Origin of the sequence: Synechocystis salina LEGE 00031 (assembly GCF_015207985.1) — a bacterium.
Classification (GTDB): domain Bacteria; phylum Cyanobacteriota; class Cyanobacteriia; order Cyanobacteriales; family Microcystaceae; genus Synechocystis; species Synechocystis salina.
Genome location: NZ_JADEVV010000003.1, coordinates 104,913 through 120,428 on the forward strand (window position 1 = coordinate 104,913; position 15,516 = coordinate 120,428).

The 15,516-nt window shown below is 47.9% G+C and carries 13 protein-coding genes and 1 other RNA gene; 7 read left to right on the forward strand and 7 right to left on the reverse strand.

Features of this window, described 5'->3' with window-relative positions:
- The first annotated feature begins 41 nt into the window (after window positions 1-41).
- The 3 genes from IQ217_RS01865 to IQ217_RS01875 all read left to right on the forward strand — a co-directional run bounded on the left by IQ217_RS01865 (window position 42) and on the right by IQ217_RS01875 (window position 2,633).
- The gene (locus IQ217_RS01865; RefSeq protein ID WP_194018702.1) at window positions 42-1,004 is read left to right on the forward strand and encodes a pentapeptide repeat-containing protein; all 963 of its coding nucleotides are present in this window, start codon (window positions 42-44) and stop codon (window positions 1,002-1,004) included.
- A complete protein-coding gene (locus tag IQ217_RS01870; RefSeq protein WP_194018703.1) occupies window positions 1,004-1,384 on the forward strand; it encodes a DUF4359 domain-containing protein in 381 nt (126 codons plus the stop codon). Before IQ217_RS01865 ends, IQ217_RS01870 begins: the two co-directional genes overlap by 1 nt.
- A 145-nt stretch (window positions 1,385-1,529) precedes the next feature.
- Window positions 1,530-2,633 (forward strand): AI-2E family transporter, encoded by a 1,104-nt coding sequence (locus IQ217_RS01875; RefSeq protein WP_194018704.1) that lies wholly within the window; start codon window positions 1,530-1,532, stop codon window positions 2,631-2,633.
- 88 nt (window positions 2,634-2,721) lie between these two features.
- Here the strand turns inward: IQ217_RS01875 and ssrS are convergent.
- From ssrS to IQ217_RS01895, 4 genes are all read right to left on the reverse strand, one after another.
- A non-coding RNA gene (gene ssrS, locus IQ217_RS01880) (6S RNA) lies at window positions 2,722-2,907 on the reverse strand.
- Window positions 2,908-3,034: 127 nt separating this feature from the next.
- Window positions 3,035-3,619, reverse strand: a complete 585-nt coding sequence (locus tag IQ217_RS01885; protein WP_190598430.1) for a CPBP family glutamic-type intramembrane protease — start codon at window positions 3,617-3,619, stop codon at window positions 3,035-3,037.
- Window positions 3,620-3,625: 6 nt separating this feature from the next.
- Window positions 3,626-4,672, reverse strand: coding sequence for a DUF3326 domain-containing protein (locus IQ217_RS01890; RefSeq protein WP_190598431.1), 1,047 nt, complete (start codon window positions 4,670-4,672; stop codon window positions 3,626-3,628).
- A 39-nt stretch (window positions 4,673-4,711) separates the two neighbouring features.
- Window positions 4,712-4,900: a hypothetical protein gene (locus tag IQ217_RS01895; protein WP_194015796.1), complete on the reverse strand. Its 189-nt coding sequence runs from the start codon at window positions 4,898-4,900 to the stop codon at window positions 4,712-4,714.
- A gap of 123 nt (window positions 4,901-5,023) precedes the next feature.
- Here IQ217_RS01895 and IQ217_RS01900 point away from each other — a divergent pair, with 123 nt between their 5' ends.
- On the forward strand, window positions 5,024-6,319 hold the full coding sequence (locus IQ217_RS01900; RefSeq protein ID WP_228024030.1) for a serine hydrolase domain-containing protein: 1,296 nt from the start codon (window positions 5,024-5,026) through the stop codon (window positions 6,317-6,319).
- Between the two features lie 17 nt (window positions 6,320-6,336).
- Here IQ217_RS01900 and hik34 read toward each other — a convergent pair whose 3' ends face one another.
- Window positions 6,337-7,737, reverse strand: a complete 1,401-nt coding sequence (gene hik34 / locus IQ217_RS01905) for a two-component system sensor histidine kinase Hik34 (protein WP_194018705.1) — start codon at window positions 7,735-7,737, stop codon at window positions 6,337-6,339.
- 1,217 nt (window positions 7,738-8,954) lie between these two features.
- On the opposite strand from hik34, the gene IQ217_RS01910 reads away from it, so the two are divergent.
- Both IQ217_RS01910 and IQ217_RS01915 read left to right on the forward strand, forming a co-directional pair.
- Complete coding sequence (locus IQ217_RS01910; RefSeq protein ID WP_194018706.1) at window positions 8,955-9,671, forward strand: Crp/Fnr family transcriptional regulator; 717 nt, start codon at window positions 8,955-8,957, stop codon at window positions 9,669-9,671.
- Between the two features lie 294 nt (window positions 9,672-9,965).
- Window positions 9,966-11,561, forward strand: a complete 1,596-nt coding sequence (locus IQ217_RS01915) for a diguanylate cyclase domain-containing protein (RefSeq protein ID WP_194018707.1) — start codon at window positions 9,966-9,968, stop codon at window positions 11,559-11,561.
- Window positions 11,562-11,863: 302 nt separating this feature from the next.
- Here IQ217_RS01915 and IQ217_RS01920 read toward each other — a convergent pair whose 3' ends face one another.
- A complete protein-coding gene (locus IQ217_RS01920; RefSeq protein WP_190596602.1) occupies window positions 11,864-13,381 on the reverse strand; it encodes an ammonium transporter in 1,518 nt (505 codons plus the stop codon).
- 271 nt (window positions 13,382-13,652) lie between these two features.
- Complete coding sequence (locus tag IQ217_RS01925; RefSeq protein ID WP_228024029.1) at window positions 13,653-14,348, reverse strand: bifunctional 4-hydroxy-2-oxoglutarate aldolase/2-dehydro-3-deoxy-phosphogluconate aldolase; 696 nt, start codon at window positions 14,346-14,348, stop codon at window positions 13,653-13,655.
- A gap of 47 nt (window positions 14,349-14,395) precedes the next feature.
- On the opposite strand from IQ217_RS01925, the gene IQ217_RS01930 reads away from it, so the two are divergent.
- Window positions 14,396-15,403 carry a hypothetical protein gene (locus tag IQ217_RS01930; protein ID WP_194018708.1) on the forward strand — a complete coding sequence of 336 codons (1,008 nt, stop codon included), beginning with the start codon at window positions 14,396-14,398 and terminating at the stop codon, window positions 15,401-15,403.
- Window positions 15,404-15,516 lie beyond the last annotated feature (113 nt).

The window sequence follows — 15,516 nt, forward strand, 5'->3', positions numbered from 1 at the left end:
CCGCAGTTTTGCTTTCCACTCCCACCACACGTCAGGAAACAATGGAAACCGAGCAACTTCTTTGGCAATATGGTCAAGGCACCAGGGACTTTAGTTGCATTACCCTACACCACGCCGACCTAATCCAGTCCGATTTACCCGATATCATCCTCAATCGGGCCCTGCTGGAGTATGGCAATTTCAGTGGCAGTAACTTTTCCCGAGCCCAACTGCGCCGCACTGACCTCAGCCATGCCCGCCTGATGGGGGTGAGGTTCTGTCGAGCAGACTTAACTGGCATAGATTTGAGCCACTCAGACCTAACTTGGGTGGACTTCACCGACTGCAACCTCAGGGGAGCCAATTTAGCCTATGCCAAACTCAAACAAGCTAAACTGATTCGCACTAATCTGGAGGGGGCTAACCTAGTGGAAACTAATTTCCAGGGGGCGGTCCTTGAGGGGGTGAACTTTGCCAGGGCGGATTTGAGTGGGGCGGATCTTAGCCGTATCGATTTAGCTCAGGCAAATTTTAGCCGGGCTGATCTAGACGGAGGAGACTTTCGCAAAGCCAACTTCGACCACGCCAGCTTCTATAAGGCGGATCTAAGTCAGTCACAATTGCGTCACGGTAAAGTGGAGGAAGCTTTTTTACAGAGAGCCGACCTTAGTCAAGCTAACTTGAAGGGAGCAAATTTGGCGAGGGCATTGATGAAGGAAGTTAACCTCAGTTTGATTAACCTATCGGAAATCAGTCTCAAAGCTAACCTGGCCGGTAATCAGATTAACTTTGCGGGGTGTGCTCTGCGGAGCGCTGTTTTTCAGGGGACTAATTTCCAAAATGCTAATTTTGACTATGCTTCCCTGCGCAAGACTCTATTAGCGGGGGCAATACTGCGGGGAGCCAATCTAGTCGATGCCTGTTTGCAGGGGGCCGATTTGCGTAATGTCAGTTTTCAAAATAGTCACATCAGCAGTATAAACTTAGCGAAAACAATTATGCCGGATGGGAGCGTGCATCCCTAATGAAAGTGTTTTCGGTTTTTGTGGTAGTCGGGGGGATGATGGTATTAGCTGGTGGAGCCCTGATGGCGATCGGCAATCCTGGTAAGCCGGACTATGAAGACTATGCCGTAGAGACCCTCAGCACCTATCTGAAAACCGAGATTTGTCCTAAAGCACCGGCGGATTTCGGCGGCTTCGTGCAGAGTTATTGCAAAACCTTGGTGGATGCGGGGCAACCGCAAATTAAGCAAGTCATCGCCCAAACCACTAATCAGCAAAACTTTTTGTTGTTTAGCATTTATGAAACCACCCTAGCTCTGCCGGATCCTTTCCCTACCTACGAGTTTCAAACCATTGGGGTAATGAAACAGTTTTATACCTACCAAGCCATGGAAATGTAAACAGGTGACCGATGGATGGCGCCAAAAGAGAGCCTAGGCGGAACAGCATTGTTAACCAGGTAGTTAAGTTTGATTAATTAATTTTGTCCGACTATTGCCGTTGTGTAATTGTTATTTTAATCTTTCCCTTTGTTGGTTGTTGATAATGACAGAGTTAATTAAATCTCTACCAAGTTGGCTCAAGATTACGCTCGTTTTCCCCATCCTCTTTTTGAATGGGGTTTTGTTAACTCTGATCATTGATCGTTTCCGTGACCTCTTTGACTACATCATTATTGCGACCTTAGTAACTTTCTTGCTCAAGTTAACCATTGGTTTTTTAGTTAGCAAGGGTATTGGTAAACGGTTGGCAATTTTTGCGGTCATTACCATCAGTTTTGCACTGATCGCCCTGGGGGGAATTACGATAATCCCTTTAATGGCCAGTCAATTGAGTAATCTTTCCCAGGATATTCCCCATTGGCTCAGTGCCAGTAAAGACCATTTAGATAATTTGCGCAACTCTACTTTCGCCCTAACCCTCGATGGCATGGGGATCAATATTGATGACCTATTGCAAAAGACCTACATTGCCTTGAGTAAAGAATTGGACCGCATTGGGCAAATTAGTCTGAAAGTATTGACCGAAACCATTGGGGGCGTGGTGGATACTCTAGTGATCTTGGTGTTAACTATTTTTTTATTAGTGGGGGGGGATGGTTTTTGGCAAGGAATTCTGAGTTGGTTACCCTCTCCCTGGGAGAAAAAAATTCCCCAATATGCCAGTGAAATTTTCCGGGATTATTTTATTAGTCGTTTAATTCTGGCGTCGGGGTCTAGCCTAGCTCGCTTGGTGGTTTTTGCCGCTTTAGGCATTCCCTACAGTATTCTTTTCGCCTTTAGTTTGGGTTTGGCCAGTTTGATTCCCTTTGCTGGGGCGGTGGTAACCTTTATTGGCACTGTGGTTTTAGTTTTAAATGGTTGGGTAGTGGCAGTGAAATTTTTCGTCAGTGCCATTGTTATTGATCAAATCACCGACAACGGTGTGGCACCCAAATTAATGGGGGATAAAATTGGCTTAAATCCGGTCTGGATCTTGATTTCAATCTTTGTCGGGGCAGAAATAGCCGGTTTGCTGGGGGTACTGCTGGCAGTCCCGATCGCCAGTGTGATCAAGAAAGTGGTTGATGATGTGCGGGCTGGAAAAACTGATCTCAGTGAACCTGAGCCCCAGGATCCGCCGGAGATACTGCCGGAATCCCTTGCTTAGGGTGGGAACGTATGTGGGATGACAAAAAAATTAAGACAATCTAGCTCAAACCAGATGTAAGAGCAAGCAAAAACCTGAAAAGCTGAGAAGAAGCACCACCACGCCGTTTTACCTCAGTTTATGACCTGGTGTAACCAGGGGGGAGTCATCAATTCCCGTTTTCGTTTCCGGGTACGAGCCCGGTCTACTGCCACGCAGAATGCACAGAGACACCCTTATTTTTCAAGCATAGATCAAAAAACGTTGTTGGCAGTCACCAACGCGGTAGTTACTTCCCTGCCATTATAACCCGATCCTTTGGCGATCGGGCAATGGGACTAGACTCCCAACCGGGACGTTAATTGGGCTAGCAGTCCCGTTGGGTAAGGCACTAAGCGGAATCAACCTGGGCCGTATTCAGATTATCCTTGGCGATGGTTGAATTTCCAGAGGGCACTGGAAACCCAGTTGGTGAGAATGTGGGCCACAATGGGCACCAGTAAATTACCGCTGGCGATCGCCCCGTAGCCCAGCACCAAACCCACCACTGTCGCCCAAACCACATAGGGCCACTGCTCAGCACTGCTCAGGTGCAGTACGCCAAAAACTAAACTGGAAACCACCACGGCCAACCCCCCAGCCCCCAGGGCCGATAACATCACTCCCCGAAATAGTAATTCTTCACTGAGGCCGGGCAACAGTCCCAACCAGAGTAGGTCAGCCCACACCAAGGGTTTAATGACAAAGGCGAGATAGACATCGGCACTGGCTCGATAGGCAGGCCAAAGTCGGTAAATTAATCCACTGGCCAGGATAATGGCCACCGCTAAACCTACTCCTATTAAGGCATCCGGAGCATTTAAACTTATCCTTAACAGGGTTACATCCCCCCACCATTGCCAAAGCTTAGCAATGATCAGCAGTAACACCGCTGTGAATCCCATCACCCCCAAAATTTGGGTACGGTTCAGGGGTTCCATTTCGGAAGGACTATTAGATGGAGACACAGATACTCAGGGTAGGCGGTGAAGAAGGGGAAAATCCGGTTGGAAACAATCAAGGTTAATGCCTGCACGGTCTGCACACAGCACACCGATCGCCTCTAAATAAGAGTTTACCCTAACCACAGAAATGCCTAGGTCTTCGGCATAGACTTCTAGTTGGGTGGAGTTATTTTCCACCGCAATGATGCGGGTAGAAGTTTGGCTAAAACTCATCAGGGCCGAACCACCGCAGGCACTGGCGGGCACAACCACCGCATTCACGTCCCGACTCCAGAGGGTTTGGCCATCGGTGCCGGGAAATCTCTGGTAGTGGGGAGCCCGACTCAGCCCCATCAACACACAGGGTAAAAAGGTGTAGCCCAATTCCTCTGCCGCCGACCGGGGAGAAATCTCTGGATCCAGGGGTAGGGGACTCAACGCTGGAGCATGGGCACAGGGCACCTGAAACTGCCGCACCACCAAATGGGAAATGACTGCTTCGGCCCCCGCCAAGGGATCCACTCCCCGGCCATGGCGATAATCAGCTAGCACTTGACTGCCCACGTCGTCGGGAAAGCGAGCAATAACGGCGATCGCCTGGGCCTTGGTCTGGGTCAATAACTTATCCGCCGCCCGCAATAAGCTTTCTGGATTGGCAATGGTCCCCCAACTCGTCCCCGAGGCCGATAGTCGCAACTCTACCCCCAGGGGTTCATCCGTAACAACATAATCCGTCAGAGTTAAACCGAGGGTGGCCCTGGCTCCGTCCGCCACCTGCAAATGTCGCCAGCGCAAATCTTCCTCAATGCCCTGGTCCAAAATCAGCCCAATGGCATTTTGATGCCCTGGTGCGAGACCCCAATCCCCCTGGGCAAAGCGGTCTAGGGCATAACCTTCCACATAAAGAGCATTAGGTATGGGGTAATAAAGTTGAGCCCCGTTCAATACATTGGGATGGGTAATTAGGCGATCACACACTAGAGCCATGGCCCTGGCGATCGGCAAAGCATCCCCAGCGTAACCACCAATGGCCGCCCCCACCCCAGTGGGAATGATTAAAGTGACGTTATAACTCAAAGTAACCGTAAAAGACTGGAACTGGTGAAATTTAAACTTCTAGACTTCCTGCACCGCTGTTACTGTGACCACCGCCTCCACCTGGGCTTTTTGTTGCTCTTTGTCCACCGCTGTCACCGCCCACCGCAGGGGATCACCCCGTTTGGCCAACTCCGCTTCAATTTCCCGTTGCAGTTCTAGGGGATTTTCCTGGAGGTCAATTTCCGCAGTGATGAAATGAGTAGTCATGGTTGATTGGGCTGATGTATGGGACTAGGCAAAGGGAAACCTGATTGGATCTTAGCAAAACCCCAGGAATTTCTCGCTATAATTCCAAATTGACCACAAAGCTAACTTGGGCAAAACAAAAGCTTGAAAAAGGTTGTAGTTGGCATTACCTCCCTTCTAATCTGGAGTTTATTAGTGGGGACAGTGTTATGGGGAGAAAGTATTTGGTTTTCCCATCCTCCCCTGACTCCTGGCGATCGAGCTTCCCTTAACCAATATTTGGCCGATCGCCTTAACCAAGGGGAGGGTAAGGAATTAGGCAGTGCTGCCCTAGCCCTGATCCAGAATAGAAAAGTAGAGACCGTACATACGGTGGGTGTGGAGAATGTTGATTCCCGTTCCCCCATTAAACCCGAAAATACCCTCTACCAAATGGCTTCCGTAAGTAAACTGGTCACCGCCTGGGGGGTAATGAAATTGGTGGAAATAGGACAGATTAATTTGGACGACCCAGTGTTGCCCTACCTTCAGCGTTGGCAGTTTCCCGCTGATAGCCCTTACCGAGCAGAGGTAACCATTGCCCAACTGTTGAGCCATACCGGTGGACAGAACGATCATTTTGGCTATGGGGGATTTTTGCCGGGGCAACCATTGCAAACCCTGGAACAGTCCTTGACCCTAACAAACGATGTGGCCTTTGGGGAACCAAGGGGAGTGGAAGCCGTTTATCCACCAGGAAAAGAGTTTAGCTATTCCGGTGGCGGTTATACCGTTCTGCAATTATTGGTGGAAGAGGTAACGGGAAAGTCCTTTGCTGAATTTATGCAGACACAAGTCCTTAACCCGTTGGGTATGACCGGGGCCAATTTTGATTGGCAAACCATTGTTACCCAGGGCCAGGCGGACGATTTAGCCACTAGTTTTACTGAAGATTTACAACCCAGTCCTCCCCGCCATTTCACTGCTACGGGGGCGGCTTCTCTTTATGCCAGTTTGGCTGACATGGTTAAATTTGCCCAAGCCCATCTGCAAGGGAATCCTGTCCTAAGCACCGAGACTCTCAACGCCATGGCGGAACCACAGCCAGGCACCAAGGGAACTTGGGGTTTGGGCATGATGCTATACCAAACCACGGACAATGGGGGCCATGTTGTGGGCCATGACGGGGGGAATGTACCTGCCCTGAACCACACTTTGCGGGTTAATCCAGCAACGGGTAATGGCATTGTGCTGCTGCTATCGGGGAACCGTAACCTAGCTAGTGACCTGGGGGATGATTGGGTTTATTGGGAAACAGGTAAGTTAACGACGGCGGCCAGGCAACGATTTTGGCAGTCTCGGCTCATACCCGGTTTAGTGGCCATCGGGGCTGGGGCGATCGCCATTAGCCTTTGGATTTTTATACTCCCGGGGTTACGCCGACGATTTTCAGGTCATTAAAACTCTGGGTTTAGAACTCAGACTACGGTGAATGCCTTACCATAGTTGGCTATGGGCACAGTCCTCTGCTCACATTTGAGGTAAATGGTCAGCACCTCCTCCGATGGCGATCGCCGCCGCACGATCAACTTACCCCCCAGTAGTTGAAAAAGGTTTTTGGTCACGTCCCAATTTAAACTCAGGCAACCTGTTTCCGGCTGGAACATGAGCAATTCCCCTAGGGCCTTGACGGGATTGGCTTGGTGCACCGACTGGGTATGGAACTGCACCTTTAATTGGTCCCCGGCGGTGGTGATTTTTAAATGAATTTCTCCGCCTCCGTTGAAATTCCGCACAAATTTTTCAATCATGCCCCCCAACACCTGGTCCAACAAACTGGGGTTACTCCACACCTGGGGCAAGGAATGGGGAATTTGGGCTTGTAAATTAACGTTGTAGCGTTGGGCCTGTTTTTGCCAGCGGGGAATCCCGGCTTGAAACACTGCTTCTAGGGACGTGACTGTCAGGGGCACCACCAATTCTGGCAGGGGCGTTGACTCCAATTCCGTGGCTCGGAAAATCAGATCCATGCGGCTGATTTGATCACTACACTCCCGGTCAATGGATTCAATCCGTTTGAGCACTTCTGGGGAAAGATCTTTACGACGCAACAACAACTTGGTCAGGGTGCGAATACTAGTTAGGGGAGTGCGCACCTCATGGGTTAAAGCTTGGAGCAGTTCCACGTCTGGGGATGGTTCCGCCGCTTCCTGTTCCTGCAGTGGGGAAAGATTATGGAGATTGGGCTGATAGTCCAGCATTAACTGCCCGAAGTAAGTCACCAAACGGAAATCGGGCTGGGGAAAATTAAAGGCCGCTATGGCTTTTTGTAAGAGGGGCAGGTCAGAGCCTAGTCCGTACTTGAGACGAGTCTGGAGACTAAACCAAGCTTGTTGCAAAATCTCCGGGTCAAAACTCCAGTAAAACTGGGCTAAACCCTGCTCATTCTTACCCAACAGCAATAACAAACCAAATTGGGGGGTCATCAGCCAGCAAAATTGTTCTTCCGCCAAGGGATCCTGGGGAAACAGGGGAATTTCCCGCATGGGAGGGGTTGGACTCCATTCAGATTCCTCACCAACTAAACAGGGCCAAGGGGAAAACTCCTCCCAGGAAGTGGCAATGCCTTGGTAAAAATTTCGCACCAGCACCGCATCTTTGAGCACCGGAGCGGGGCCAGCCAAACAAATTCCCGGTAATTCCCCCCCTACATTGACATTGGGTAAAGTCTGCCTTAAAAATGGCTCCAAAGCGGCGATCGCCCCAAACCATTGTTGCTGGGCTTTGGGATGGGCCCACTGGGGAGCCCGCCCCCGGTCATATCCTCCCCAACCGGAAGACACAAACAAATCACTCAACTTTAGGCAAACTTCATTCACGGGAACCAGATTTTTAGGTAGGGAAAATCAACAACGGTAATAGCGGGCGATGGAGATCTGAAAGGGGCAAGGAGATAGCAAACTTTTTGCCACTGCAATTTAACAGACTCAGCAGTGTTGGTGTGGCCTCTCCCCCTGATGGTAAGCCGATTTTCCTTTCCCCCTTAGGCGTAAAACCGAACAAGATCCGACGGATGGACGCAAAAGCGCGAAGAAGTGATGACAAATTTGCACCGCTATCCATCCTGACCAGGGGAAAACTCCATTAATTCTCCGATCATTTTTGTAATGCGTTAACACTATGATCATTGGCAGAGATACGATCAGATAGAAATTATGAATTTATGCGGTTTTAAAATCTAATTACCTAATTAAGGTTTTGCATTGGTAGCATCAACCACTCGGACCAATTGTCTTCCTACGGTGAGCATATCCAGCGGAAGAACTTCGTCACCCCGTTATTTTTAAGTAACCGATCTCCACTCTAGTCCCCTACGAAAAACATCGTAATTCCCTCGTTGATGCCAAAACTGGCCACAGCTTTATCGCTTTTGAGGAAGAGACTAGTGAGAGTTAATGAAAATATTTTAATGCCAATATTTTTTAACTAACAATTTATGTTGTCCATTGTTGGAAAATTGCTGACTATTCCATCCTTGGCGATCGCCCCCCACAGTGGAACCGGACACAACACAGACAGAAAAAACGCTAATAAATTCAGTATTTATCACTGTAGAATTTTGTTTTATATCAAGTCGAATAAAGATACTTAGTTACCGAAAAAATAAAATCGGCACAAGCTATCAAGTTTTGGCGATCGCCATAATCGTAGCTGTAGACAATTAATTATTTTCAATAAATCGGATTAAAGAATTTATGAATTACAGAGTAAAAAGGTTGAAATCGAGACTAAATTACCTTGATATTGACTATGACTGGAAAATTTTCTATTAATAAATTCCCCTAAAGTCCTGTTTCGTACAGATAAGAATGTAGTTCTGAAGATAAGCTTTTGGTTTGGGCCTGCCCGGCGTCCCGTTTGCGCGCAATCCTTACTCTATAAAGAGATCAGCTTATCGTGCAGAGTAAATTTTCCCAAGCTTTGGGAGACAAGGAGCCATAAGCATTTTAATTCAAATGAATCTAAGAGGTTTTGGCATACAACCTTTATGATTGTTAGTGAATTGAGATGCCATTTTTAATTAATTGCATTGCCAATGACCAATAACCCCCCCATAAAATTAAATCAGTTATTAGGACTCCTCCCCGTCGAAGCTTATAAACGTTTAACTCCCCATCTCAAAAAAGTTGTTTACAAGACCGGCACAGTACTATACGAGCCCAATGAGGTGATGGAATTTGCCTATTTTCCCAATACAGCCATGATTTCCGTTGTTTCAATTATGGAGGATGGCTCCACCACAGAAATTGGTTTAATTGGCAATGAAGGAATGGTGGGATTGCCTATTATTCTAGGGGGAAAACAGACCACAAGTCAGGTCATCGTCCAGGTGCCAGGGGAAGCGTGGAAACTAAGTGCCCATATACTGTTGCAGGAGTTTGAGCAGTCTCCCCAACTGCAAAGAATTTTTTTGCTCTATACCCAAGCGAGACTTACCCAGATTTCCCAGAGTGCCGCCTGCAATCGTCAACATAAAATTGAAGAACGTCTGGCCCGCTGGTTAATGTCCGTCCATGACTGTGTTCAAGTGGACGAAATCCCCCTCACTCAAGAATTTGTCGCCAATATGCTCGGAGTTAGGCGATCGGGGGTAACCATTGCAGCGAACTCTCTGCAACAGTCCGGCATGATTGCTTATCGTCGGGGAAGAATAACTTTGTTAGACTACGATGCCCTTAAAAAAACTAGCTGTGAATGCTACCAATTAGTACAAGATGAATATATTCGTTTACTTGGTTTTCGTCGGGGTTAAGCTAAGGATAAGAGCATGATCGTACAGACAAAAAGCAATATTTTTACTAGGTTGGGTGTGGGGAATAATGAGTAAAAAAGCAAAGGTTCTTTAGAGATAGACACACCATTACCGGGTGAGGAATTCTGGATTAAGTCCGGATAAAATATTTTCAAAAACTGTCTAGAAACTTTGCGGCGACGGCAAGCCTTAAAGCTTCTTGGAGCATCAGACCCAGTCATAACGTTGGCTTTTTTAGAGTTTCCCGCCATTCGGTCGTACAACTATTGCCAGTTTAATAATTGGTGTGATGCAATGTCCTCCTATCTTGTAAACGAAACTCTGGCGGTGGTGGAACAAGAAATTGATCAGTTTTTGATAGACTTTCCCCGTGACCACCCCTATGTCATGGCCCTATCGTTGCCCTCTTTTCGTCAACAACTCAAAGCCAAGATTTTGAGCACAATTCCTAATCGCCATAAAGTTAGAACAGACGAAGATTTAGAATTTACCTCTGTCCATGACTATACCGGCGTAATTGAAGAAAGATTGGTCATTGAGGAAAGAATTCTTCGGACAATGCCAGACATGATTGATGATTTTAGATATCGTGTTCGTCAAGAAGATTCAGGGGAAATTATCGACCAAGATACCCAAACAAATTCACATTATCTGAATACGAATTGGTGGGTGAGGGTACACACAATTATTCCCTGTGTAACCTATTACTTTGGTCCTTTCACCGATCAAAAAGAAGCTAGCACGGCTTATCCTGGTTATCTCGAAGATTTGAGAGCAGAAAAGGCCATCGGTATTTTTGCTGATATTAAACAGGACTGCCCCCGTAACTTAACCCTGGTTGACTCACCAGCAGATCTGAAACAGGATCAGCAACGATTGTGGAAAATTTATAAAAAAATTTATCGACAAAAGTCAATCCTCGAAAATTCCTACCACAAATTATTAGAGCTGTTACCTGGAAATTACTTAATTGTTGATTGCCATGGAAAAATCCAAGATGCGAACCAAAATGCCTGTCGTTTGCTTAACACCAATAGAGAATCCCTAAGGGGAAAACCTTTTATTTACTATGCACCTCAACAACAAATTTCATTACTCGAAAACCATCTGGAAAATATAGTTAAAGATCAGAGTGAATGGCAGGTGCCCTATTGTTGGTCAATGCAACTCCAATCCCTAAGCAGTATTTCCATCAGTGTGGATATTCAAGCCACTCAAAAAAGAGATGACAATGGTGAAATTAATGGTTTCTATTGGTTATTAAACGACATAACATCCCTTGCGACCATTAATGACCAACTCTATTATGAATCTCACCATGACAGTCTGACTTGTTTACCTAACCGTCGTTCCCTGGCTCTTTTTTTAGAAAACCTACACCAGAATGTCCATGCCGGAGACAACTATGGTGATCAGGTATTTGCACTGCTGATGCTGGACTTGAATAAATTTAAGAGCATTAATGATCGATTCGGGCATTTGTTTGGAGATAAAGTGCTACAACGGGTAGCGGAAGTCCTCCTGGAGTGTGTGCGAGAAGGTGACCAGGTTGCTCGACTGAGTGGAGATGAATTTATAATCGTTTTGAAGTCAACCCAGTCAGGCGATGATGCGAAAAAATGTGCAGATCGCATTCATCGACTATTCTCCCGTCCGTTAACGGTGGAGGGGATTCAATTGCTTGTTAGCACTAGTATCGGTGTTGTGATCAGCAATTACGACCAGTTTGATTATGAACGTTTAATCGATTATGCCGATACTGCCATGTATGAAGCCAAACGAAACGGTAATTTGTTTGTGGTTTTTGATGATACCCAACCTTCAGCTAATGGCAAATCCCACCCGTCACCAATAAAAAATTTATCCTTAGAAGAAGGGGAAGGGATTTAATTTTGGGTTTTCGGCAGGCGCATTTAGACTTTTTGTTGGGGCACAGGATTTCTTCGCTAGGCTCACTCGCCTTATATCCCCATAGCTAAAGCTAGGGGCTTTACCACGATTTTCGGTAACTTGGCATTCTTTGGATGGTGAAATTTTTCCACTAACTATCCATTTCTTCCAACAAATAGCAAAAGGGGAGCGGTTGGAACCCGACCCCCTTGGAGATAGTTATTATTTTTTGCCAGTTTGATGAAAATTAATTTGTCTTCGATAGGTGAAGGGATAAAATTTATCCTTCCACCCAGAGTGAGCTATTCAGACACAGCGGCACTGGAAACAGCTCCCCCAAAGGAGTCGGTTTCTTTAACGAAGCCAGTGTAGGCCTCCATGCCATGTTCGCCGATGTCCAAACCAATCATTTCTTCTTCGCCGGATACCCGGATACCCATGGTTTGTTTGAGAATAATCCATACGGCAAAGCTGAAGATAGAAGTGAAAGCTCCGATGGTGGCAATACCGATAATCTGGATGATTAACTGGTTAATGCCACCGCCGTAGAACAAACCTTTCTCCATGTTAAATAAGCCTACCGCTAGGGTTCCCCAGATACCATTAACTAAGTGAACGGAAAGGGCACCTACCGGGTCATCGATCTTGATTTTGTCGAAGAAAGCAACGGAATAGACAACAATGATGCCAGCAATGCCCCCAATGATTACGGAACTCCAGTAGGATACTCCGGCACAGCCTGCGGTAATGCCGACCAGACCAGCAAGAACACCGTTGATTACCATGGTCAAATCGGGCTTACCGTCTTTGAGCCAGGAAGTAAACGTGGCAGTGATACCACCAGCAGAAGCGGCCAAGTTAGTGGTGACGGCAATGTAAGCACAGGCTTGATCCGCCGCTAACTGGGAACCAGGGTTAAAACCAAACCAGCCGATCCAGAGAATTAAGCAACCAAGCATGGCAAAACCCATGTTATGGCCGGGGATAGCACCGGGGCGGCCATCGACGAATTTACCCAAACGAGGCCCAAGTAAGAATGCCCCAGCTAAGGCGGCCCAACCTCCGACGGAGTGAACCACTGTAGAACCAGCAAAGTCAATGAAACCCATGGTGTAGAGCCAGCCGCCCGCATCCCAAACCCAGTGGCCGGTAATGGGATAGGCAATACCCACTAAGAGAACGCTGAAGATTAAAAATTCGTTGAATTTAATCCGCTCAGCAACAGCACCGGAAACAATGGTGGCGGCGGTGGCGGAGAACGCAACCTGGAAGAGGAAAAACACCGCCACAGGTAAGCCCTCGGGAAAGGGGCTTAATCCATAGTTGGAGTGGTCACCAGCTAGGAAAAATCCGCCGAAGCCAAAGAAGGGATTGCCACTGCTGCCGAACATCAAGGAAAAGCCGATCGCCCAGTAAGCAATGGTTGCCAAGGCAAAAACAATCAGGTTTTTAGTCAGGATGTTAACGGCATTTTTCTGGCGGCAAAGGCCAGTTTCTAGCATGCCGAAGCCTGCATTCATGAAAATGACCAGAATGGCTGCTATCAAGATCCAGATGGCATTAAGGGTTCCCTGGAGGGTGGCTACACTCTCGTTGACCACCGTGATGTCGAGTACCTCCACATCTTGGGCGATCGCCGCAGCATTCCAGATCGCCACAATCAGCGCCGTTAAGGGAACACAGGCCAACCAGGGGGAATTTATTTTACGGCGTACAAAGCGAAAAAGAGAGGATTTTTCTGCCCCTATACGCGAGGAATGTGTCCGATTAACAGGACTCCTCTCACCCACATTTAGTTTAGACAATATCGAATTAGACATTTTGTACTTTAATCTACATTGTTCTACGAAAGTCCTCCGCCACTCATTTCTCCCAAATTATTAAGCCAGCTCTGTGATAGTGCCTTGCCATAGATTTGGTCGAAGAATAGAAGAAACTAGACTTTTTCGGACATCAAACCATTAGAGTATTCAATTTTTACATGATTGTTTTCTGTATGATTTACTACTTTTCAAATGGAAAATTCGGTGTAAACCTGCGGACTTTGCCGACTGACCGGCTTTTTGCCATGGGTCCAATCGTTTTTTTGTACTAACAAGCCTTTGCGGTCTGGATTTGCTTCAGCAAGGTGCGGATTCGATCGCCAATTTCTGTCCAGGCTTTGGTTGCCACTAAATGGGGCGGGAATAGCTGGCCGGATAGACCAACGGCGATCGCCCCGGCGGCCAGGAAAGCCTGGGCATTTTCTAGGGTTACCCCTCCGGTGGGAATGAGGGGAATTTGCCCGAGGGGCCCCTGGAGGGCTTGAATATAGTCCACTCCCCCCAAGGTTTTAATGGGGAAAACTTTGACGGCGGTGGCGCCCTTCTGCCAGGCTTGGACAATCTCTGTGGGGGAAAAAGCACCGGGAATAATCGGTATGCCATGGGCAACGGCGCTGGTAATTAATTCCGGCTCACTGTGGGGGGTAAAACAAAATTGGGCCCCACTGGCAATGGCCTGGAGCAAATCCTGTTGGCAGAGCACTGTCCCTGTACCAATGGCACAATGGGGGAATTGATGGCGCAGATGGGCAATGGTGTCCCCTGGCCGGTCACTGTTCCAAGTAATTTCCACTAACCCCATGCCTGCTTCGATGGCCACCTTGGCCAATTGCACACTAAGGTCGAGGGAATCCGTACGAATAACGGCGATCGCCCGATGCTTTCGCAAAGTTTCTAACCATGGCGATCGCAGAGCAGCGATGGCGGCCCCTTGGGGGTGGGCAAAATCATCAACGATGGACAAACTACAAATTTCCCATACTTAATACTGTTTTAGATTACCGCTCCACCATGGCCCTTTCTCCCCTTTCCCGTTTCCAAGCTTGTTTACTCCTGGCCCTGGGGGGAAAAGACCAAAAGCAATGTCAACCAAGCCTAGACAGTTTGCCTCCATGGGAAGAACCCTGGGGAAATTTATTGGCCTCCCCCTATCAAACCTCTTTACCGCAAACATTTTGGCAAAATGCTTTATCCCGCGAGCCGACTTTTACTCCGCCCCAGTTGATAAATTGGTTAATTGTTTTAGCCCTCTACCACCACGAAAATCCCCTGGGCTTTAGGCAGGATTTATCCCACTGGTGCCATCTTTGTCAGAATCATTGCCCTGAATGGGTCGGTGGTGCCCAGGCTCAGCCAGCCCTATTACTGTGGCAAAGGCTATTGACCCTCATCCTGTCGGAGAGATTTACTGTCCCCCAGTTGCCCGCCCTGCTGAAGCAACCGGAGAAATGGTGGCCCATTGGCCCAGCCCCAACATTCTCTCCCATGCTTCTTAACCATCTAACGGCGATCGCCGAATGTTTGCAAAATCATGTCCCCCGCCGAACCATGGGCCAAAGCCCAGACCCCTGGGTCGATGTAGTAGGCACCGCCATTTATCTCTGGGGTAAAAATCCCACCCAACCCCGGTTGATTATTCGCCAATTACATAGAGTGGACCAGCCCCCCCCCAAGGCGATCGCCGAATCACTTCCCAACGAAAATCAAGCGAATGACCCCGACTCGAATCCTTACCCCGTAATTTTACCCCCCTTAACCCTCGCCCTAGTGGGAGCTTATAATGGTATGGAGATTAGCCAACAAGCCTTAACAACAGACCATCGCTCCGCAGTGCGCGCCAACTTTTTGCCCTTGGGGCAACGGCTTTGGCAAAGATGGTCCGGTCAGCTTTGCATTGGTTCCGGCCAGGAACACCTTCCCTTGGCCGTGGCCCCCCCGTTGGGAATGCAACGTCGATCTAGTCTAAAATTAGTCTCTCAACAGGAATATGGACAAATCCTCCCCACCCACGGCAACTAACTGGATAGCCCAACATTTTCCAGCCGTTGCCCACCCATTGGTGCTATGAAAGCAATCTTTGCCCTCCGCCAAGCAGTGGTTTCCCAACTAAAAAAGTCCACTTCGCCCAGCCC

Coding starts and splice junctions, on each gene's coding strand:
- IQ217_RS01865 (WP_194018702.1), top strand. CDS start 42: ATGGAAACCGAGCAACTTCTTTGGCAATATGGTCAAGGCACCAGGGAC.
- IQ217_RS01870 (WP_194018703.1), top strand. CDS start 1,004: ATGAAAGTGTTTTCGGTTTTTGTGGTAGTCGGGGGGATGATGGTATTA.
- IQ217_RS01875 (WP_194018704.1), top strand. CDS start 1,530: ATGACAGAGTTAATTAAATCTCTACCAAGTTGGCTCAAGATTACGCTC.
- IQ217_RS01895 (WP_194015796.1), bottom strand. CDS start 4,900: ATGACTACTCATTTCATCACTGCGGAAATTGACCTCCAGGAAAATCCC.
- IQ217_RS01910 (WP_194018706.1), top strand. CDS start 8,955: ATGACCAATAACCCCCCCATAAAATTAAATCAGTTATTAGGACTCCTC.
- IQ217_RS01915 (WP_194018707.1), top strand. CDS start 9,966: ATGTCCTCCTATCTTGTAAACGAAACTCTGGCGGTGGTGGAACAAGAA.
- IQ217_RS01920 (WP_190596602.1), bottom strand. CDS start 13,381: ATGTCTAATTCGATATTGTCTAAACTAAATGTGGGTGAGAGGAGTCCT.
- IQ217_RS01930 (WP_194018708.1), top strand. CDS start 14,396: ATGGCCCTTTCTCCCCTTTCCCGTTTCCAAGCTTGTTTACTCCTGGCC.